The organism is Prevotella sp. khp1 (assembly GCF_900102205.1).
In the GTDB taxonomy this organism is placed as follows: domain Bacteria; phylum Bacteroidota; class Bacteroidia; order Bacteroidales; family Bacteroidaceae; genus Prevotella; species Prevotella ruminicola.
The window spans coordinates 195,042-218,358 of record NZ_FNJZ01000002.1 but is presented as its reverse complement, the minus strand read 5'-3'; the positions used below and the strand labels follow the sequence as shown (position 1 = coordinate 218,358).

At 42.5% G+C, this 23,317-nt stretch carries 11 protein-coding genes; 6 read left to right on the top strand and 5 right to left on the bottom strand.

Annotated elements, in window-relative coordinates; all coding sequences use genetic code 11:
- Positions 1-110: 110 nt before the first annotated feature.
- Entirely contained in the window at positions 111-2,489 is a 2,379-nt protein-coding gene (locus BLR73_RS06735) for a DUF4842 domain-containing protein (protein ID WP_091860443.1), read from the bottom strand.
- 170 nt (positions 2,490-2,659) lie between these two features.
- Between BLR73_RS06735 and BLR73_RS06730 the strand changes: the two genes are divergently transcribed.
- Complete coding sequence (locus BLR73_RS06730; RefSeq protein WP_091860440.1) at positions 2,660-3,994, top strand: LruC domain-containing protein; 1,335 nt, start codon at positions 2,660-2,662, stop codon at positions 3,992-3,994.
- A 93-nt stretch (positions 3,995-4,087) separates the two neighbouring features.
- On the opposite strand, the gene BLR73_RS06725 is transcribed toward BLR73_RS06730, so the two are convergent.
- Positions 4,088-6,358 (bottom strand): DUF4842 domain-containing protein, encoded by a 2,271-nt coding sequence (locus tag BLR73_RS06725; protein ID WP_213605543.1) that lies wholly within the window; start codon positions 6,356-6,358, stop codon positions 4,088-4,090.
- Between the two features lie 296 nt (positions 6,359-6,654).
- Between BLR73_RS06725 and BLR73_RS06720 the strand changes: the two genes are divergently transcribed.
- The 5 genes from BLR73_RS06720 (at position 6,655) to BLR73_RS06700 (ending at position 19,693) form a co-directional block, all read left to right on the top strand.
- Positions 6,655-8,997 carry a beta-glucosidase gene (locus BLR73_RS06720; protein ID WP_091860434.1) on the top strand — a complete coding sequence of 781 codons (2,343 nt, stop codon included), beginning with the start codon at positions 6,655-6,657 and terminating at the stop codon, positions 8,995-8,997.
- 12 nt (positions 8,998-9,009) lie between these two features.
- A complete protein-coding gene (locus BLR73_RS06715; RefSeq protein ID WP_091860430.1) occupies positions 9,010-10,251 on the top strand; it encodes an esterase in 1,242 nt (413 codons plus the stop codon).
- A 567-nt stretch (positions 10,252-10,818) separates the two neighbouring features.
- The gene (locus BLR73_RS06710; protein ID WP_091860427.1) at positions 10,819-11,682 is read left to right on the top strand and encodes a hypothetical protein; all 864 of its coding nucleotides are present in this window, start codon (positions 10,819-10,821) and stop codon (positions 11,680-11,682) included.
- 161 nt (positions 11,683-11,843) lie between these two features.
- On the top strand, positions 11,844-18,197 hold the full coding sequence (locus BLR73_RS06705; RefSeq protein WP_143010898.1) for a leucine-rich repeat protein: 6,354 nt from the start codon (positions 11,844-11,846) through the stop codon (positions 18,195-18,197).
- Complete coding sequence (locus BLR73_RS06700) at positions 18,194-19,693, top strand: InlB B-repeat-containing protein (RefSeq protein ID WP_091860422.1); 1,500 nt, start codon at positions 18,194-18,196, stop codon at positions 19,691-19,693. Before BLR73_RS06705 ends, BLR73_RS06700 begins: the two co-directional genes overlap by 4 nt.
- A 42-nt stretch (positions 19,694-19,735) precedes the next feature.
- Here the strand turns inward: BLR73_RS06700 and BLR73_RS06695 are convergent, their stop codons facing one another.
- From BLR73_RS06695 to BLR73_RS06685, 3 genes are read right to left on the bottom strand one after another with little or no spacing between them, the layout of a single operon-like run.
- Positions 19,736-20,191, bottom strand: coding sequence for an MgtC/SapB family protein (locus BLR73_RS06695; protein WP_091860419.1), 456 nt, complete (start codon positions 20,189-20,191; stop codon positions 19,736-19,738).
- Between the two features lie 2 nt (positions 20,192-20,193).
- The gene (locus tag BLR73_RS06690) at positions 20,194-21,324 is read right to left on the bottom strand and encodes an N-acetyltransferase (protein WP_091860416.1); all 1,131 of its coding nucleotides are present in this window, start codon (positions 21,322-21,324) and stop codon (positions 20,194-20,196) included.
- 52 nt (positions 21,325-21,376) lie between these two features.
- A complete protein-coding gene (locus BLR73_RS06685) occupies positions 21,377-23,269 on the bottom strand; it encodes an AAA domain-containing protein (protein WP_091860413.1) in 1,893 nt (630 codons plus the stop codon).
- Positions 23,270-23,317 lie beyond the last annotated feature (48 nt).

Genomic DNA, 23,317 nt, shown 5'->3' with positions numbered 1-23,317 from the left:
AAATTCATTAAACGGCAGATTTTTTATTGAAAACAGAAGAGCACCTGCTCCCGCAGATGCCCTCCCCAACATTTATTAAAGTCTTATTTTTATTTTGAAAAATCCAATTATTATGGAATAAGGGTTATCTTATTCAGTTTGAATTTCTGGCCTTGAACCTGCAAGCTTGAACCTGGAGTCCAACCTAAGTTCTTTTCCATAGCCAAAACCTGAGCATCGTCAGAAGTCAGTATATAATCGAAGTATCCCTTACTGATGTCGGTATTTGAGCCGTTTCTATAGCTATTTGCCATTGTCCAGCCTTGCTCATAACCAGTAAAGATTGTGAATTCCCATTCATTTTCATTGCTATTGTAGTTAGTTGCAGTACTTTCTACATAGAAGCGTATGATGCTGCCACCTTTTACACCCTTATTCATAAATGCGTCCAAGGGGAGTGAAATCTTGTTGCTCCATCCAAAGTCAACTGGTCCTGTCCAAATTGCTGTTCCTTCGCTACTTGAGCCACCTGATGAACTGCTATTACTCTTGTTTGTATTATCGTACGTTACGCGGAGCAGTTTGAGGTCTGTACCCCAAAGGCGCATACCATTTGCCTTGAAGTTCGCTGCGGTTGTGGCATTCAGTGTCAACTCGAAATAGCTGCTTAGGCTTGAGTTACTATAAACACAACCATCGCTCCATCTGCTATCACCCAGGTTGGATGCGTCCCAAGTGTTGCCATAAGTGGCTTTTACCTGGAAGTATCCACTGGCCACACCATAGAATCGGATAACAGTTCCAGCACCAACCTCAGAGAAGCTGCTGGCTGGGATTTCTACAGCATAAGCACCATCCCAACCAATAAAGTCGTTGTTACCTGTCCAAATGGTAGTTTCGCTGCTCGATGGTGTAACATCATAGGTGGTGCTCGATGAGCTGTTCTGGGTATCCTTAATATATGTGTACTGGTTGTACTGATCGGTCTTCAGACTATCGGGCACATTATTCAGCGGATACAGCTTCTCATCAACACCATCGTTCCATGGGTCAACTCTGTTTTCAACATACGATGTAAAGCCGCTATAGGCTTCTGTAATATCTGTGCGCTCGTAAGGCCAACGGGTTCCGGGGGGCACACAAATCTTATGAGGTGCTTCGCCCGTATTGGCAGTAAGCTCGTAAGTGGCTGTAGATGAGCGCACAAAAATGTTAATATTGCTAAGGCTTGCCTGGCTTCTAGAGTTAAATGTGTAAATGATGGTTTGTGCTGCAAGACCCTCGGTGTGCGGAGTAGCATAGTCGAGACTGGAATTGCAGGTATTAATCAGCACATTATTTGCTGTACTTGGCACAAACAGACTGTGAATAGGCTGATTGCTTTGGTTGAACCACACTTCATATTCGCCTCCTCCTGCAAGTGGTGTAAGCTTTGCATAGTAGCGGTGGGTGGGGTCGGCCGAGTATGCGCTTTCTGTGCCATCGGCATTCTTTATAATCTTATATTCGTCAACAATTCTTGCATCGAATACCAAGTCGTTATAGTCGAAGTCTCTTCTGTTTGATGAGCTACCTAAGTCCTCGCAGAACACCCACTTGTGCACTAAAACATGCTGCTTGGTGTAAACCTCGGTACTGCTTGTATTTTGATTAATGTTGCCGCCAGTAGAGCCGCCCGAACCAACAGGGGTTGCAGGGCTGATTCTTACAATCCAATCGTTATAAATCCAGTCGCGGGCTACGTCCATGTTTTTATTAGCCTCTTGTCCGGCTGGGTGCGATGCACAGAAGTCGAAGCCTACGTAATAGTATCCAGCCAGCGATGCATCTATATCTGCGCCAGCAATGATAAAGTATTCAAAGTGGTCTTTGCTATCTATGGTGTTATGATATCCAAACTGGTTGTTGGCCGATGCGCTGGTACCCATATTAAGCATCAGGGTAGTACCAATATATTCCTGATGGGTTTCATCATCGGTATAAACAGTGGTGTTGTTGCCATCATTAAAGTTGTTTACATGCTCGTAATAATTACTATTACCACTGGTGTTATAGGCAATAATTTTGTTCATCTTTGTATGTATATCACCAGTGTTCTGGCCGTAGCCATTATAGTACGAGTTGTTGCTCTGGTGTACTTGGTGTACCCAGTAGTTGTTCCAATTAATGGTAATAGCATTTGTTTGGTTTTCGCGTTTTACGCTAAATGCTGTCAATACTTTCGTTGCTTCGTCGGAAGTAACATTAACAGGACGTTGCCAGTTTTGATACCATAAGTTTCCATTAACATTGTGGGCACGCGTAGTGGCTGTTACGCTTGCCAAACTGGCATCGGCAAATCCCCAGTCCTGGTTGGGATTGGGAGTGCCGTAGAATTTTTCAAAATTCTCGGCAAATATAGCCTTCTTTGCTTCTTCCGGGCTGCTGTAGTTTTCCATGTCGTTTTGGCAACTGGTATTAAATACCATGCCAACCAGAGCCAATGCTCCTGTTATCAAATACTTCTTCATATCGCAGACTTTAATAAATTGTTACGTAACTGTTTCGATTTTCGGTGCAAAGATACCATTTTTTTCGATTGTTTGTATCTGTTTGATGGTTAAAATCTGTAAATATTACAGAAATATGCACTGTTGATAGAGATATTTTTGTAATTTTGGCCACAAAAACAGATAGTATTATGCGTAAAAGTCTGATTATTACACTTATAGCAGGTGCGATGGCAATGCTTGGAGTAGCCTCATGCAGCAAGAATGTTTACGATGAGGAAACCCATCGCCAGCTGATAAAATATTTCTCGGCTGTGGATAGTGTCGACCAGCAGCACGAGTGGAAACTTTCTGAATTTAAAAGCTATCGCTACCAAGTACCTTCGGGTTCCTACAAGCAGTTGCGTATTTATTCGGCTAACCCGATTTCAAGCAGCAAGGCCGAATTGATGAATCAGATTTACGTTTCGGGTAGTCAGTCGGGCGTTCTTTCTGTAGATGTACCTTATCAGGTAACAACCCTTTATGCAGCACTTGTAGATGCCAGCGGTAATCTTACTGTTGCCTCTTTTCCCTCTTCGCAAGGATCTGAGACAACGATTGATTTCACTGCTGCTACTACTGGAACGGCCTTGTCGACGTTGAAACCTCAGACTTACACCTATCTGTTTGAGGAAAACTATCCCGAGCCAGGCGATTACGACTACAACGATGTGGTGATGCGTGTTTCGCAGGAGCGTACCGCTGTTAATCAGATTACTGTGAACGTAACCCTCTCGGCTGTTGGCGCCGAAAAGCAGATAGCAGGCTGTATCCGACTGGTGGGTTATTCGTATGATGATATCGACTCGGTTTATACCACCACGGGTGTAACATTCAATGATGGTATCAACGACCAGACGCTTTACCCATTTGGTAATATCTTCAGCGATAAAACAGTGGCTCATTCATTGTTAATGAAGGGACGTAACCAGGAGGCAGTGCTTAATCTGTTTTGCGATGCCCACTGGGCTATGGCCTTTAACATCAATGCCGACTATGGACTGTTTACGCGAAAGAAATACAATGTAATGGACCCTTATAGCGATAAATATAATACAGATACCTATCAGTCGCGCGCAGAACGTACGCTGAGCTATGTGATAACGTTTAAGGATGATAATCAGAAAGTTATCAGTTCACTCGATAACTTCTGTCTCGAAACACTCGATCCCTTTATTATTACCTATTATAATGGTGGCAACTGGGAAACGCATGTTGAGCAGTTTAAGTCGGCTAAGGTGCTTGCCAATTATTCGGTAGCATCGTTTAAGGATCTGCCTTGGGCATTGATGGTGCCTACTGGCGATTTCCGTTACCCCCTTGAAGGCAATGAGATGGGCTATAGAAAGCGTGTGGAATCGGGGGCAGTAGCCATGATAGGTGCTTACACTACCACAGGGCATAGTTTTGGCGAGTGGGCCGAGGACCACACACGGTTCCTCGATTGGTATCTCTATCTTACCAATGCATCAATGGTATATTGATTATCTCATACAAATGACAAAAAGGTGGAGGGGCGTTCACATCGCGTGGACACCCCTCCTTTTTCAATTTGACTTATAATAGAGTTTGAAAAATTATTCGTCGTAAACCATATCTGCTGTTGGGTTCTGATACCAGCCACCTGTTTCGGCTCTTAGCGTCAGATCTGCTTGTTTACCCCATGCAATAAAGCCTTCGTAAGCATTGGTAATATTAATGCGCTCTTTTGGCCACTTCCATTTGTCGGGGATGGCGATACCCAGAGGTGCCTGAGCCAGTCCGCTTGGGTTACCCTCTTTCACAATGCCAATATAGTCGTTACTAACCGACTTTGATAAATCATCAGGGTTGGCACCAATCTTGAATGGGCGGATCTTAAAGTCGGCATTCTGGAAGTCGAAGTCGGCCGATGGCTTATCGATAGTTACTGTTACGGCAGGCAGATCCACACCGCGGCCGCGACCAGTATTTACCATAGTTTTGCTAGGTGCGCCGAATGCAGCATGTACCTCGGCTCCATTGGGCCAACTAATGCGTGTGTCGCCTAAATACACATAGTTGTCGTATTCGCAGCCTGCAGCTACCAGCGTAACGTCTAACTTGTTAGCGTTGTTATCGTTCTCCTTTACCTGAATCACCACGTCGTTCATGTCAAAGTCGCACTTGGTGGTGTTATCCTCAAAGGCGTATGTCCAAGTCTGGTTTTCTACAACAGGTGTAACAACCGATGGGTTGCCACTCCAGTTTGCACCGCAATCAGTGGCGTTGTAAGTTGGATTCAGATCGCTGAAACTAACGAGTGTGTAACCTTCGTTAAGTTGAGTTGTAGGCCATACACCGCAATTGTTTGCACCCAAATCTATAAAGCAGTTGATTCCTATCGTGATATTTCCTGCTGTTTGGAGGCTGTATCTATGCTCAGCTACGACAGTATATCCGCCTAAGCGAACGTAGTTGTTTGTACCTGAGGAATAAAATCCTTGGTAATAACCATCGCCCTGAGCGCCCCAATAGTTATTGCCTTTGATGTTGAATCCTGTGTTTCCACCCATGTAAACCTGGAAGTTATTGCAATCGGCTGATGCTGCTTCCATATATCCACCTGGCATCAGGTTAAATCGTCCGTCGTGCAGATAGGCATCGTTTTCAACAATCAGTTGGCAATAATTATAATAGGTGCCGTTCCAAGCTTGAATCTTAAATTGGTTGGTGGTGTAGTGGCCTTTGTTTATCCACCAAATCTGGCTGTTGCCTTGTGTGCATTCTGTCAAGCCGCCTACTGTTACGGTTCCTTCGTTATAGAAGCTGGCACAAGAGTTAAGCTGGAAGTTACCAGAGAGGGTCAGGCTGCCAAAGTTATAGAAGTACGAGGGGCGATTATCGCCAGGTGCGCTACTGATGTTTGTACCGTTGATGGTACCCTCGTTGTATATAACGGCGTCTTGATTGGCCTGGAAATTTTCAGGCAGGTTCAGAGTGCCGCGGTTAAATATAATACCGCCACCTGTCTGCTTATACAGCATGCTGAAGTTGTAATAAAGTGTGGCATTGTTGGCAACATAAATCTCAAGGTCGTTGATGTAGTTGCTCATATTGAAATGCAAGGTAGAATTAGGCAAAAGATAGATACGAGCCTGATTCATAGAATTTGAATTATCAACGTTAAGCGTTACCTCGCCTGAGATATAAATATCGCGTGTTCCACCCCAGAAATGGTAGGCTGCAGTTTCGTTTTCCAGTTTGATTTCAGTATACGACTGATATGCATTCTGGTCGTTAGGGTTAATTTGCGAGGTAGTCTTTGCTGTTGATGGCGCGCTGGTCTTATATTTGGCATTAACTTCACTCGAAGAGTAGTATGGGAATGGGTCGCCAATCTCGTTAACCATGCTTCTTGTGCGGGTGTTGGCAACGTTGGCGGCATTTTCGGTATCGCTGAAATCGTAATCGGCAGTAATCTGGTTGTTCTCTACGTCAACGTACTTATAAACCATATTGCCATTGCTTTCTTTCAGACCAACATATACACCCTCTAAGTAAGAGGGAATGCGGAAATCGCTAAGCGTGGTGGTAGTACCTGTAGTCTGGCCACTTGCCAAAACGCTACCATAACCATCACCATATGGGTTGTTTGAGAATACGTATACAGTTGCTTCGTCGCTCAGTCCCTTTACGTTAAAGGTGGCTGTAGCGGTAGTGGTCATCACCCAGTCCTGGTTGGCGGGGATGTAGAATCCAAGTGTTTGTTGGGCATTATCGAGTGAGGCCTGCTGCTCCTGCACTTCAACGTTAACCTCCTTCATACAAGAGGTCATAGCCACTCCCATAGTAAGGAATGCGAATCCATTCAAAAGGTACTTTTTCATACTCTACTATTAGCTAAATTCTAAGTCAAATATATTTTTCCGGTGCAAAGATACGGACTTTATCTGTAGCAGCCAAATATTTTTGCGAATATTATACATTTTGAACAAATCAGAACGGTTTTGAACAAATCAGAAAACGTTGTAACTGATTTGAACATAGGTGAAAAACAAAAGTACGCAATCGAAAGCAACATTCTGAAAGATTGTTTACCTTTGCACTCGCAAGTTTCAAAATATTATCGTATATTTGCACCCAGAAACCAAATTCATAATAACTAAAAAATATAAATTAAACAATGAAAATTTCGTTTCATAACATTTGTTTGGTTGTAATGGCTGTAGCTGCCATGTGTGGCTGCAGCCTTAATGCAACTGCCCAGCAGTTAAAGGCTGAAAACATTGATGAGATTGTAAAGGCAATGACCCTGGAGGAAAAGTGCCACATGGTACTGGGGCGCGGCATGCATTTTAACGATGAGGCCAAATTCCCTGGTACAGCCGGTAGTACATTCTCGGTGGCTCGTTTGGGTATCCCCGAAACCTATTGTGCCGACTCTCAGCAAGGTTTGCGCATGAATGCCACCCGCGCTTGGGATCATAACGATTACTATCCTACAGATTTCGTGGCTTCGATGACGTTGGCTTCTACCTGGGATCGCGAGGCTGCCTTTATGGTTGGTCAGGGTATTGGTAACGAGGTGCGTGAGTTCGGACTCGATTGGATTCTGTCGCCTGCCATGAATCTTATCCGTAACCCATTGTGTGGACGCAACCATGAGTATTATTCTGAGGATCCTTATCTCTCAGGAACCATCGCTGCAGGCTATGTACGTGGCGTGCAGAGCGAGGGTACAGCTGCCTGTCCGAAGCATTTCGTGGCTAACAACCAGGAAACTAATCGCAATAACAATATCTCTCAGGTGTCGCAGCGCGCACTCCGTGAGATTTACTTGAAGGCTTTTGAAATAATGGTTAAGGAGAGCAATCCTTGGACTATTATGACCTCTTATAATAAGCTGAATGGTCCATACGCTGTACAGAACCGTGAGCTGCTTACTACTATCGTTCGCGACGAGTGGGGCTGGAAGGGTATGTTTGTGAGCGACTGGAATGCTGGCGACGATGCCGTAGCTGCGATGCTTGCTGGCAACGATATGTTGCAGCCTGGTCAGGACAAGCAATATCAGGCCATACTCGAGGCTGCCAAGAGTGGCAAATTGCCCATGGAGGTGCTCGATGCCAACGTTAAACGCATTCTTGAGTATGTGATAAAGACTCATAACTTTAAAGGTTATAAGTATAACAACGAACCTGATTTAAAGGCTCATGCCCAGACGGTTCGTCAGGTAGGTGCCGATGGTATCGTACTGCTTAAGAATAGTGGTATTCTGCCATTGATGGGTAAGCGTGTGGCTTTGTTTGGTTGCACATCTTATGATTGGATTTCGGGTGGTTCTGGTTTTGGTGGCACCTCAGTTGGTCACTATACCGTATCGCTTGTTGAGGGTATGCGCTCAGCTGGCTACGAAGTTTATAAGCCACTGATTCGTACTTACACCCAGCATATTGCTGCCGAGGAAAAGCGTTTGTTCCCCAATGGTCGTCCACCATTCTCACTCATGCCACCTGCACGTGCCGAAGAGAAGCAGTTTACTGCCGATGAACTCAATGCTGCTATCGAAGGTTCGGATGTGGCCATTATCTCATTAGGTCGTAAGAGTGGCGAGGCTGCCGATCGCAGCGAGGCCGACTTCTACCTGAAAGAGGGCGAGGCCAAGCTTATCAAGGCTGTAAGCGAGGCTTATCATGCTAAGGGTAAGCAGGTGATTGTACTGCTGGATATCTGTAGTCCTATCGATGTAGCTTCTTGGCAGAATCAGGTTGATGCCCTGGTTTGCACATGGCAAGGTGGACAGGAGAGTGGTTTTGCTGTGGCCGATGTACTGAGCGGCAAGGTGAACCCTAGCGGCAAGCTGCCTATGACTTTCCAGTTTAAATATGGCGATGCTTATGCCGATAAGAACTTCCCCGCTAATGTTGATGATAAGACCTTAGGTGCTATGTTTATGTGGGGGTATAATAAGGATCAGGCTCCAAAAGAGCGCAAGCCTCAGGCCAATATCGACTTTACCAACTACGAAGAGGATATCTACGTAGGCTATCGTTACTTTGATAGCTTTGGTAAGCCTGTGGCTTATCCGTTCGGTTTCGGACTGAGTTACACCACCTTTGCTTATGAGAATATGAGCGTGAGCGAAGCTAATGGCGTTTACACCGTTAAGGTTGATGTAAAGAACACCGGTAAGAAGGCTGGACGCAATGTGGTAGAGCTCTTTGTGGCTGCACCAAACAGCAAGAAACTGAACAAACCTGAAAAGGAACTGCGCAACTATGCTAAGACAAGTTTGCTGCAGCCTGGACAGACAGAGACTGTTACCATGCTGGTAAAGGTAGAGGACTTAGCTTCGTTCAACGAGAAAGCTTCTGCTTGGAAAACCGATGCTGGTCGCTACAACTTCCTGATTTGTTCATCGGCTAACGATGTTGAGGCTAAGGCATCAGCCAATGTAAAGGGCTGGACCAAGAAGGTAAACAACGTAATGAAACCCAATGTGAAACTTAACTTATTAAAAAGGTAATATAACAATCGTATGAACAAAAAAATCATGACTTTAGCGCTGGCAGCCATGTGCTGTGTTGGCGCTCAGGCACAGGAGAAACTCTTCAATAGTGCCAGTGTTCAATCCCCCGTTGTAAACAAAGACGGAACCGTAACATTCAATCTCTTTGCTCCTAAAGCCGTAAAGGTTGAGGTGACAGGCGACTTCCTGCCAACTCAGCAGATCGACATTCCTGGCTATGGCAAGTACGATGCCCCAGGTGTTGCTGAACTGAAAGAGGGTAAGAATGGCGTGTGGAGCTACACAACAGACAAACTGGCTCCTGAGATGTACAGCTATACCTTTAATATCGATGGTATGACTGGCGTAAAGGACCCCGCTAACATCTATGTAAATCGCGATATCGTTTCGTTTACAAATATCTTTATTGTAAGCGACCAGAAGGGAGATAAAGGCGATTTGTATAAGGTAAACGAGGTGCCTCATGGAAACCTGAGTAAGGTTTGGTACAATAGTCCTACACTGAAAATGCAGCGTCGTATGACTATCTATACCCCTGCTGGTTATGATAAGGGTGGTAAGTATCCTGTGCTGTATCTGTTGCATGGTGCAGGTGGCGATGAGAATGCTTGGAGCGAGCTCGGTCGTGCCGCACAGATTCTCGATAACCTGATTGCTACAGGTAAGGCAAAGCCTATGATTGTAGTTATGCCAAACGGTAATCCCAACTGCCAGGCTGCTCCTGGTGAGTGGTCATGGGGTATGTACACTCCAGGCTTCCGCGACGGAGGTACTGGTCCTACAGCTCCTGCAGCAGCATCAATCCCTGAGAGTTTTATGGATATCGTAAACTATGTTGATGCCAACTATCGTACTCTGAAGGATCGTTCTCACCGTGCTATCTGTGGCTTGTCGATGGGTGGTGGTCACACTTTCCACGTAAGTCTGCTCTATCCTAACAAGTTCGATTACTTTGGTCTTTTCTCGGCTGGTCTGCACTTGGAGAATGGTACATACGAGGCTTCGTTTGCCAAGCAGATTGAGAATAGTAAAACCTTCGCACAGCAGAGTGCTAAGCTGTTCGGTAGCAAGCCAAAGCTCTACTGGATGGGTATGGGTAAGACTGATTTCCTGTATCAGAGCACAGTCGACCTGCGTAACTACTGGGATAGCAAGGGTTACAAGTATGAGTATGTTGAGACCGATGGTGGTCATATCTGGCGCAACTGGCGTATTTATCTCACCATGTTCGCCCAGAAGATTTTTAAGTAAGGTTGATTTTATAATTGTGAAAGGTCATAGCCCCCGCGAGTCTATGGCCTTTCTTTTATTTTATAAAAATATCACTCATCTCTCAAGAAATCTCTCGAAATACCTTTAAACACGGGCGTTTCACGTCATGAGAGATTCTAGAAATCTCTCCCTAATCTCTCACCTATCCCTCATTTAACCCTCAAAGATAATATCTTGTATCGTATCTTGTTGGAGACATTCTTGAGAGATTGCTGAGAGATTAGGGAGGGATTCCGATAATCTCTCATGCCTCTCAAACCCTTTGTACACAAGGGTTTTGAGAGTTTTTGTGAGAGATGAGTGATTTTTTTTATAGAAACTTATATAAATCACCAATAAGAGCTCGCACCTTTTACATCATAAGGGTCCAGTTTTTTCCCCTTATTGGGAACAATTGATTCCCAACTTGGGAACATTTGTTTCCCAGTAAGGGAACGTTTTGTTCCCAACCTGGGAATAAATCTCGAGCCTAACGTTCTGATTTAATAAATGAAGTTTTTCGCCAAAACATATGGTAGTATTCATAGTTTTTATTACCTTTGCATCATGAATCAGCAAGATAACCATATAGCACGACTGCGAGAGGGCATGGAGACAAAGGCCGGTCGCCAGATGCATACGCCAAAAGATTTCGACTTTTTGTCGGAAAGTATCTTCGAAACATTGCATCAAAAGGTAAGTGCTACAACGCTGAAACGTCTTTGGGGATATCTGCAAGAGAGTTCTGCACCCCGAACTTCAACACTCGACTTGCTGGCGCAATACGTTGGTTATGCTAATTGGGATAGCTTTTGTAACCAAGAAGAGAAACCGATTGAGCAGATTGATGAACCTGAAGCAAATACGCTCCAATCCCAATATCATATTAAATGGATAGTTGCAGCACTGGTTGCAGTAGCAGCAATAGCACTCGTTATCTTATTTGTTGGTCAATCCAAATCTACTGAAAAGCCCAAAGATGATAAATATGTACTGAGAATTGGTCAAACCTTCAAAACTCCTCACGATTACCTTCGTGTGTTTGGTATCGTAGCCAAGGACTCACTATGGGGAAGACAAATTCCTCATCACCCAAGCATTTGGACTTGGGGGCCAATGTATCATCATCCACGTTGGCACAACGATGGCGACAGCGCCAAGTTACTTCCCACTATTACCGAATATTGGCAACATCCCAGCATAAACAAGCAAGCCGAAGAAAGGCGCAATAAGGATCACTATTATCTCTATAAGCGTCTTAATGAACTCCGTATTACTTTTGTTAAGAATCTAGTAGATACGGGCTATGTCTTCACTGGTGTTTATCGCATGTCAATAGAGCAATCAGATACCACCAAGACCGTTTGGGTGCGCGTTGCCGATGAGGTAGATCTCGACCATCTCGATTATCTTGAAAACCTCCGAAACTAGGTTTTTTATCGACAAAAGTCCATTTGGACTGATTTGAACTTATTTGGACTAATAAATGGACTAGCGTATTGTTGGTGCTTTATCTTTATTATACTTATTTTTGCAGGATAAAATTAAAAATCAACTCTAAAAAGATAATAATTATAATAAAGATTTATAGTATGAAGAGACTATTGTTAGTAGTGCTTAGCATCTTTTGTTCAATTTCTGTATGGTGTGCAGATGGTGATACTTTCACCGCTAAAACAGTTGAAGGCGTGGATATGACCTTTACAATCATTAGCGAAGAACAAAAGACCTGTAAAGTAGGCTATACTTACGAGAAAAAGAAAGGTATTAGAATAGCCATTGATAAATCAACATTAGGAGCCATAACCATTCCTGCAATTGCAAATGGATATAATGTTAAGGCTATTGCAGATGATGCCTTTTATTACTGCAGTCAAATAACTTCAATTGTTGTTCCTGATGGCGTGACTTCTGTGGGTGAATCTGCTTTCTTTGGTTGCGCTAAAGCAGAAACTATTAGTATTCCTAATAGTGTTACTGGTGATTCGTTTGGTAATCGTACATTTACCAGCTGCGAAAGTTTAACAGCCATTAATATTCCTGAGGGAGTAAATAATATCGGAATGCTTGCTTTTAAAGGATGTAAGAGTTTAAAGTCAGTTGCTATTCCATCAACTGTAACTACTATTTATGAGCAAGCTTTCTCTGGCTGTTCAAGTCTCGGTTCTATAACTCTTCCTGACAACCTAAAATATATTGGATTTTGTGCACTTGATGGTACTTGTATCACATCCCTTACTTTACCAAAGAGTTTTACCACTTCATATGGAATTGATTACCTCTCTTATTCTGGGACAACGATTGGCACAATCAAGACTTTGAAAACTGTTTATATCAGTAAAGGTGTAGGTAGTTTGAAAGAGGTTTTTAAGGATTGTCCTTATATTGAAAAAATTATATGCTATAATGAAAAGCCAGTGTACGCTGCTAATTGTTGGAAATCTATTATACCAATATTATATGTTCCTGAAGGATCAAAAGAATTATATAAGGCAGATGACTATTGGAAGCATCTCACGATTACTGAGATGAAAAAAGTAACATTTGTTGATGCCAATGCCAAAAATATCTGTATTAACAAGTGGGATTTAGATGGTGATGGAGAAATAAATCAATTGGAACTAAGTGAAATAACAGACATTGAACAAACATTCAGAAATCATGCAGATATTACTAATTTTGCAGAACTTAAGTATTTTGCGAATTTGACGTCGATTGGAGATAATGCTTTTTCAGGCTGCAGCAACTTAAATAGTGTAACCATTCCTGCCAATGTTAAATCTATAGGCAATAGCGCCTTTGCTGGTTGCAATAAATTGACATCAGTGTATGCTGAAAGCCCGGAGCCCAGCATGTTATCCTTTAATTCATTTCCAAATAGGAGAAACGCAATATTATATGTTCCTGCAGGTAGCAAGTCTGCTTACAGTTCTGCAAGCTTTTGGCAGAATTTTAAGAGTATAGAAGAAATTGACATGTCTTCAATAAACATTGCTTTTGCCGATAGCGATGTAAAAGCAATCTGTGTTGCTAATGCTAATTGGGATACAAATGGAGATGGCGAACTGAGTATGGCAGAGGCAGCAGCAATAACAGATTTAGGCACAACTTTTTATGATAAGAAGAGTATTAGAAAATTCAATGAATTACAATATTTTACAGGGTTATCAGCCCTTGGAAATTCGGCTTTCTGTGAATGCAATTATTTAGAATCAATAGTGCTACCGCAAACAATCACATCAATAGGTAGTTATGCTTTTGCAAACTGTCGCTCACTGACATCAATCACAGTTCCCGATAAGGTGGAAAACATAGAAAAGCAAGCTTTTTCGTATTGCTCAGGGTTGAACAGTATTATTTTGGGAAACGGAGTAAAGAACATAGGTGAAAATGCATTTTTATGTAATTCTTCACTGACTGATTTTTATTGCTATGCAAATGAGGTGCCTACGACACATAATACTGCATTTGAGAATTCAAATATATCATCCTCCACTCTGTATGTGCCAAGTGGTGCAATCGATGCTTACAAATCTAATTCGCCTTGGAGTGATTTCATGACAACCAACCCTATTCCTATGGAAGTCGAGATAGCTATTAATGAGACCAATTTCCCAGATGCGTTTTTCCGTGACTACCTTATAGCCCAGTCGTATGGTAGCGATGGGGTAATTACTGATGAAGAAATTGCAACTATTAAAATAATGGAAGTTGCTAGTAGAAATATTTCTAATTTGAAAGGAATTAATTATTTTACTGCGATAACAAAGTTGACATGCCAAAACAATAATCTAACAACGCTCGATCTCTCAATGAATACTGCATTGACAGAGATAAATTGCAGCATGAATCGATTAACAACGCTCGATGTTTCAAACAACACAGAGTTGATAACATTGAATTGCCAAGGAAACCAATTAACATCACTTGATGTCTCAAAGAACACCACATTAAAAACGATTAACTGCTATTCTAACCAGATAAATGGCGAAGAAATGGATGTTCTTGTCGAGAGTCTTCCAAATACAGAAAATGGTATGTTATTTATTATCATTAATGAAAATGAGGGCAATGTCATGACTTCCACTCAGGTGGCCGCTGCTAAATCTAAGGGGTGGATACCAAAATACTTTGACGGTTCCGATTGGTTGGGGTATGAAGGCATTGTTGGCGTTGTAATTAATGAAACCAATTTTCCGGATGAGAATTTCCGTAATTATCTAAAATCCCAGTCATATGGTCGTGATGGTGTGATTACTGATAATGAAAAAGGTGGTAATGGTTTAATAGCTGTTGATGAACTGAAAATTACTAATCTTAAAGGAATTGAGTATTTTACAGAATTGAGGTGGTTGAGTTGTCCTAATAACCAATTAACCTCTCTGGATCTCTCAAAAAATACAGAGTTAGAAATGTTGTGGTGTAATAATAATCTGTTAACTTCGCTTGATGTATCAAAGAATACGAAGTTGATATATTTGGTTTGCTCTGACAACCAATTAACCTCGCTTGATGTTTCAAAGAATACATTGTTGACAGGATTGTATTGCGTTGATAATCAGATAACCTCGCTTGATGTTTTAAAGAATATTGACTTGAGAAGTTTGAATTGTAATAACAATCAGTTAACAGCACTCGATGTTTCAAAGAATACTAAGTTGGGAAGTTTGGATTGCTCTGACAACCAGTTTACCTCACTTGATGTTTCAAATAATACGGCGTTGACATATTTGGGTTGCAATAATAACCAGTTATCCACACTTGATGTTTCAAATAATACAGCTTTGACACGTTTGGAATGTGGTATTAACCAGTTAACCTCAATCGATCTTTCAAAGAATACAGCTTTGACAAGGCTGTTTTGTCATCAGAACAAATTAGCCTCGCTTGATGTGTCAAACAATACAAAGTTGACTCGGTTATTTTGCCAAGAGAACCAATTAACCTCGCTTGATGTATCAAAGCATACAGCATTGACAATGTTGTTTTGCTATAGTAACCAAATAAAAGACGAGGCGATGGACGTGCTCATTACGGGCCTGCCAACTGTTAAGAAAGGTGTACTAGCAGCTGCCTCTAATGAAAACGAGGGAAATGTTTTGACCACAGTCCAAGCGGCGGCTGCAGAAGCCAAGGGGTGGACTCTCCAACAAATAGACAATAACAATTGGAAGGAATGGGGGGATATGCCAGAATTTGGGATTGAAATCAATGAAACCAATTTCCCAGATGAGAGATTCCGTCATTATTTGAAAGATCAGTCATATGGTATAGATGGTGTGCTTACTGATGCTGAAATTGCTTCTATTACGTCAATGAATGTTAATCGTCAGAATATCTCTGATTTGAAGGGAATTGAGATTTTCTCAGCATTGACGAGTTTGAGTTGCAGTAATAACCAGCTTACCTCACTTGATATCTCAAAGAATACTGAGTTGACCATATTGTGGTGTAATTATAATCAGTTAACTTCACTAGACATTTCAAAGAATACTTTGCTGACAGAATTATATTGTTATGATAATCAGATAACCTCGCTTGATGTTTCAAAGAATACGGCATTGACAAGGCTGGGATGTGATAACAACCAATTATCCTCTCTTGATGTTTCAAAGAATACTAAGTTGACATTTTTGTATTGTGGTAATAGACAATTAACATCACTCGATGTCTCAAATAATACTGCGTTAGAAACGTTGTACTGCAATGATAGCCAATTAACCTCGCTCGATGTCTCAAAAAATACAGAATTAACGAAATTGTATTGTCAACAGAACCAATTAACATCACTCGATGTCTCAAAGAACACTGTGTTGTCATTGTTATATTGCTACAATAATCAAATAAAAGACAAGGCGATGGATGCACTAGTCGCAAGTCTACCAAATGCAAATAATGGCATATTGCAAATTATAAACAACGAAAACGAGGGCAATGTTATGACTACCATACAGGTAGCTGATGCTAGAGTAAAGGGCTGGATTCCTATGTGCAACGATGGTAGCAACTGGGTTGAATATGCTGGAAGAACTTCGGGAGTGATAGAAATCAACGAAACCAATTTCCCAGATGCTAATTTCCGAAATTATTTGGCTACTCAGACATATGGAAAGGATGGTGTGATTACTGAGGAAGAATCTTCTCTTATAACATCAATAAATGTTGAGGGTTTGCAGATCTCTAATCTAAAAGGAATTGAGTATTTTGCAGGATTGAGTATTCTAAGCTGCAATAATAACCAGTTAACCTCGCTTGATGTGTCAAATAATACTGCATTGACTATATTGGATTGTAATAATAATCAGTTGACATCACTCGATGTTTCTAAAAATACTAAGTTGATAGAGGTGTGGTGTTATTACAACCAACTGTCGTCACTTGATGTGACAAAGAATACGGTATTGACAGTGCTAGGCTGCTTTTGTAATCAGCTAACCTCACTTGATGTGTCAAATAATACTGCATTGACAAGATTACATTGTAATGTTAACCAGTTAACTTCGCTTGATGTGTCAAATAATACAGCTTTGACAAATTTGGAATGTGGTACTAACCAATTAACCTCGCTTGATGTGTCAAATAATACAGCATTGATTGAATTGGTTTGTAATAATAATCAGTTAACATCACTTGATGTATCAAAGAATACTGCATTGACAATGTTGTTTTGCTATAGTAACCAACTAGCATTACTCGATGTGTCAAAGAATACGGCATTGACAATGCTAAGATGCCATTATAATCAGCTAACCTCACTTGATGTCTCAAAGAATACTACATTGACTAGATTGGATTGTGATAATAATCAGTTAACCACAATTGATGTTTCAAAGAATACGGCGTTGCAAGTTTTTTGGTGTTCTAATAATTTGTTAACATCGCTTGATGTTTCAAAAAATATTGTGCTGAATACACTGTATTGCTATGGCAACCAGATAAAAGGCGAGGCAATGGACGCACTAGTTTCGGGTCTGCCGATAGTAGAAAACGGCGGATTGTATATTATGTTTTATGAGAACGAAGGTAATGTCATGACTACCATTCAGGTGGCTGCAGCTAAAGCCAAGGGGTGGATTCCTATGTATGGTAATGGCAATAATTATACAGAATATGCTGGCAGCATGCCAAAGTTTAAACTGACTTATATGGTGGATGGTGTGGAGTATAAGAGCTCAGAAGTTGAATATGGCTCAGCGATCACTCCCGAAGCATATCCAGAAAAAGATACCTACAAATTCTCAGGCTGGAGTGAAATTCCAGAAACAATGCCTGCAAACGATGTGACTATTACAGGTTCGTTCGAACGATACTTTACGATTGGAAATGTAGTAAGGTTGATAAGCTTCATTATTAATGAAAATGCAACCTCAGACGAGTTGAACTTATACGATCAGAACACTGATGGCGAACTGAATATTGGTGATATTATTCTTGTTGTAAAATGGATACTAAATAATAATGATAATAATGAAAATTCGAGCCTCTCAAGAACTCGTTCTTATAGTGTGCTAGACTTTATTCAGTATACTGCTGTTCAGTTTGATGTTAAGGTTGCTGCTGATACAAATATCAAGGAGATGCGCCTTGTTAAAAGTATGGAGCAGACTCATCAGATGATGTATCAACAGAAGGATGTAAACACTTACACCGTGGTAGTTTACTCGCTTTCGAACCAGTTGATGAAACCTGAGAATGGAAACATCGTTGAGATAACAACGGATAATAATACCCTAAACGGCGTTTCTATAGAAAATGTGATTGTTGCCTTGCCAACGGGCGAAACGGAATCCTATAATGGCGCACATCTATCTACAAATATCCTGCAGATAGAAGGCGAAGAAGGACCTGCTGTTGTTTACGACCTTAATGGAAACTGTATGAACGTGAACAGCAACCTAAAGAAAGGTGTTTATATTGTAAATGGTAAAAAAGTCATCGTAAAATGAAGCATAGAATTATATTAACACTTGCTGCATTGCTTTGTTTGGCAACTGCTTTTGCTGGCAATCTCCTGATTGACAACGTTACGCTAAAACCTGGAGAGACGAAGGATTTGAAGATCTCTCTGGCATCTACAGCAACTGATGTCTATGGCGTGCAGTTTGATATAACAATTCCAGATGGGCTCTCTTTAGAATCAATAAACGACTATGTATATCGTTTGTCTGATAATCAGCCTAATGATATGAATTGTAATGTTAGCAGTTTAGCAGGCAATACATATCGATTCGTACTATATTCAAATTCGTTACAGGTTTTAAAAGGTGGCGAACTGATATTCTTGAATCTTAAAGCAAGTAACACTATGTCTTTGGCTAAATACTCCCTCAATTTCACAGGGATAGCATTCTCAGACATAGATGGTAAGGTTACAAAAGAAAATGGAGTAGTAAATGCCACTGCGACTGTTACTAATAGTTTTAAACTATCTTATCTGGTAGATGGTGTAGAGTATAAAAGCTACGAAATAGAATATGGTAAGGCAATCACTCCGGAGCCTGCTCCAACTAAAGAAGGATATACATTCTCAGGTTGGAGCACTATTCCAGAGACTATGCCTGCTCACGATGTAACGATTACTGGTACATTCTCTATTAATAAGTATAAGTTGACCTATAAGGTTGATGGTGTTGATTACAAAAACATCAGCTACGATTATGGTACAAATATTACCGCTGAGCCCGCACCAACCAAGGAGGGTTTTGAATTTTCAGGGTGGAGCGATATTCCAGTAACGATGCCTGCTCATGACGTAACCATTACAGGTACATTTAAGGTGATAGAGTATAATGTAGATAATGCAACCTACGAGGTTTCTGACGGCGAAGCTACTTTTGTTGGTGGCGAGAACTGTAGCGGAGATGTTGAGGTCCCTTCAACTGTTGTTATCAACAATAAGACATATCCTGTAACAACCATCTCTGATGGCGCATTTCTGAATAATCCATATATTACAAGTGTAACTATTCCCCAAAGTGTTATCTGTATAGGTGCAAATGCCTTTAATGGCTGTAGTGGTCTTATTTCGATTATAATTGGTGAGGATGTGTCCGTGATAGGCTCCAAGGCCTTTGCAAACTTAGGATCAGGGGCTGCGGCTAGAAGAGCAAATACTCGTGGAACTAGTGGCTTGATAATTAAATGTTATGCAGTAAACGTGCCTACAACTGCTGCTGATGCATTCGAGAATACGTCGATTGGTAACGCAAGTCTGTTTGTGGATGATAACTCAGTGACCGCATATAAGACCACAGTACCATGGAATGGCTTTGGGACCATTATGGGATTCAACGAGGCTACAGATATTAATGGCGTTTGGATTGATGATGGTGTTCGAGCTAAGATATTCTCAATTGATGGCAAGCCGCTTAACAATCTGCAAAAAGGCATTAATATCATCCGAATGGATAATGGAAAGACCAAGAAAGTGGTTGTAAAATAGTGACTAAATAATAAAGAAAAGAGGCCACAACCTCTTTTCTTGTTATTGATTACCGCGGTGGCGGTCGAACTTGCGGAGGACGAAGTTAAAGGCCTCTAAGCCTACAAGAACCAGAACGGTTGCGGCGATGGAGAGGATGTACATGCCGCCTCCACAAGCCAGACCGATGGCGGCTGTAACCCACAAACCTGCTGCGGTGGTTAAACCACGTACCACATTCTCGCTTTTATGGAAGATAATGGTACCGGCGCCAATAAAACCGATACCCGATACAACCTGGGCAGCTACACGCGATACATCCCAACGGTGTTCAGGCGTATTCATAACGCCGTCGAATCCGTAAGCCGAGACTATCATAAATACTGCCGAGCCTAATGCCACTAAAAAGTGGGTGCGCAAACCTGCCTCTTTGGCTCGATATTCGCGCTCCAGTCCGATAGCACCTCCAAGGAGTGCTGCTACGAATATGCGTAATATAAACTCCCAAGTCATATCCATAACTATATCTTTTTACGATAACAACGATGTCGTCTGTGAATAGTGGCATCCAGATACTGCCACTGCGAGAGTACACCCTCGTTGGTCTCCATCTGCGGGCCTGTTTCTGCCCATTTAAAGCCATAGCGCTGGAACTGGCGGATCAGGTCGTCGAAAATCAGGGCGTTGGCACCTTTGCCACGATACTCGGGTAGTACACCTATCAGTAACAGGTCGACGGTATCAGTGTTATGCCATTTCAGTGTTTTCAGCAATTCCCACCAACCAAAAGGCAGGAATCGGCCATCGCGAGTGCGCTGGAGGGTACGTGAGAACGAGGGGAAGGTTACACCAAATCCCACCATTTTATCGCCGTCCATAATTCCTGTAACCAGGTTCAGGTCGGCAATCTTAATGTAATCGTTCACCAGTTTGTCTATCTGGTGTTGTGAAAGTTCCGAGAATCCGTACAAATCCTTGTAGGTTGCATTCAGCAGATGGAATACCTCGCGGCCCCAGCCATCGCTTACCAGTTCCTTGCGGGTAAACTTGTGCACCCTCAAGCCATAGCGCTTACGTACCATTTCGGTAATTTTGGCAAACTTGGCAGGCACTACTTCAGGTACTTTTACCTTGCATTCTACATAGTCGTTGTCCTTAACGAATCCCCCCTTCTGCTCCATGTGCTCAGGATAGTAGGGGTAGTTGTAGTTAATGTACATGGTAGATAACTGGTCGAATCCATCAACAAGCATGCCCTCACGGTCGGTATCGATAAAGCCTAACGGACCGGCTATCTCTGTCATGCTTTTTGCTTTGCCCCAGTCTTCTACAGCTTTTAAGAGTGCTGTGCTCACTTCGGGGTCGTCGATAAAATCGAACCAACCGAAGCGTACCTGTCGGCACCCCCAGCGCTCATTGGCGCGATGGTTAATGATGGCAGCCACGCGTCCTGCAATCTCTCCATTCTTGTATGCTAAGAAATATTCTGCTTCACAGCATTCAAACGAAGGGTTCTTATCGCGGCGAAGCGTTGACATCTCATCTGAAAAGAGATAGGGCACAGCACTGTCGCATCCCCTGTACAGGTCGTAATAGAACTGTACGAACTGCTTAAGCTCACGCTTGGTTTCAACCCTTTTTATCTTTATCATAGGTGCAAAAGTAATACAAAAAAACGAAACTCGCAAACATTTATGAAGTTTTTTATAGGGCTTCTATGTAATCGTAGAGCTTCTTGTAGAATGGATGGCGGGTCAGTGTCGAGGCGTCGCCAAGTATGATTAGTTTCATCCTGGCGCGAGTGATGGCCACGTTCATACGGCGCAAATCGCGTAGGAAACCAATCTGTCCTTCGTCGTTGGCACGTACCAGCGAAATCATAATAATGTCGCGCTCCTGTCCTTGGAATCCATCTACGGTATTTATGCTGATAAGACCTTTGAAAGGCTTGAAGAATTCGCGTTTTTTCAGTTGCTGGCGCAGATACTGTACTTGGGCGCGATAGGGCGAAATAACACCCACATCTATGCGCTCTTCAAGAATGCGTTCCTTACCAATCTTCTCAAAATACTGTTGCAGCGCCAGCATGGTCAATTCTGCCTCGGCCTTGTTAATTCTACCAAAACTCTCGCCTACAAACTCTTCTTTGAATGTGATGCCGCTCTCCTCGGGGAAATCGAATTGTGAGGTGTCTATCCATGTCATCGGTACATCCAGGTCCAGAATGCTGCGATACTTTACATCTGGTGCACTTTCCACCTGGTTGTTGTAAAACCAGTCGCTCGAGAATCGCATAATCTCTTCGTTCATGCGGTATTGCATCTTCAGCAGCGTCACCACTTCAGGCTTGTTCTCTACAATGCGCTCCATCAGTGTTTTTCCTAATCCTGCCTTCAAGGCCTCGTAGCATTTTACGGTGGGTGGCAACTGACAGTGGTCGCCAGCTAGTATTACTCTCGATACACGTCGCATAGGAATCCAGCAGGCTGCTTCGAGCGCCTGGGCTGCTTCGTCAATAAATAAGGTGCCGAATTTCTGACCATCAAGCACTTTATTGGCCGAGCCTACCAAGGTGCAGGCGATAACACGCGCCTCGCTGAACAGGTCGTTCTTGATGCGCAATTCCAGTTCGGTGGCTCGTTCCTTTAGGCGCTCTACTTTCTGGTGGAATTTCTGGTCGCCTCTTTTGCGATTGGCTCGAACCTCGCGGATAGCCTTTCTTAATGCCCATAGCATCTCGTAGTCGGGATGGGCCTCAAAACGGCGCTCATAGGTAAACGATAGCATCTTATCGTTCACGCGGGTGGGATTACCTATTCTCAGGACGTTTACGCCGCGATCGACCAATTTCTCTGATATCCAGTCAACTGCCATATTACTCTGTGCGCAAACCAATACCTGGTTCTCACGCATCAGGGTTTCGTAAATGGCTTCTACCAGCGTGGTGGTCTTACCTGTGCCTGGAGGTCCGTGCACAATGGCTACATCCTTGGCTCTCAGCACCTTGTTTACAGCATCTTCCTGTGTGGCATTCAGATATGTGAAGTGTAGTGGACTGAAATTGAAAGTCTCTGCCTTCTGCCTGTTATAAAACAGGTCGCGTAGATAGCCTAAGCGTCCTTTGGCGCTCATCACTCTGTCAAGCGCATCAAACATCATCTTATAGCTAGTCTCGTCGAAGAAGAGTTGTACACCTAACTTTTCGGCACTCTGTATCTCCACTAGTCCCATGCCATCGGGCACAGCTACAACCATTCTGTCGCCATCTACATAGCTTACGCTGGCTGTCATCTTAAAATAGCTGATTTTCCCGTCGGCATCCACGCTGAAGAATACTACGGGCTTGCCATATTCAAAATTATGTTCAATCTCCTCGTCGGTTTGTCTTAAAACCTCTATAACGCGTTGGTTCAGCGAGTTGTAATAAGTTTTGCTAACGGTGAGCGGAAACCATACGTCACCACGTTTTATCTTCCGCTGCAGCCCCATTTGTTCTGTCTGCTGGCGGAATTCTTCTTTCTCGGCCTCATACTCCATCTGTAGCAGTTGCCGTTGTTTCTGTAGTGCCAATATCGGCGAATCAAGTTGTTTTTCCATAAACGTGTGCAAAGTTAGCAAAAAAATAGGAAAGTATTATCGACTTAT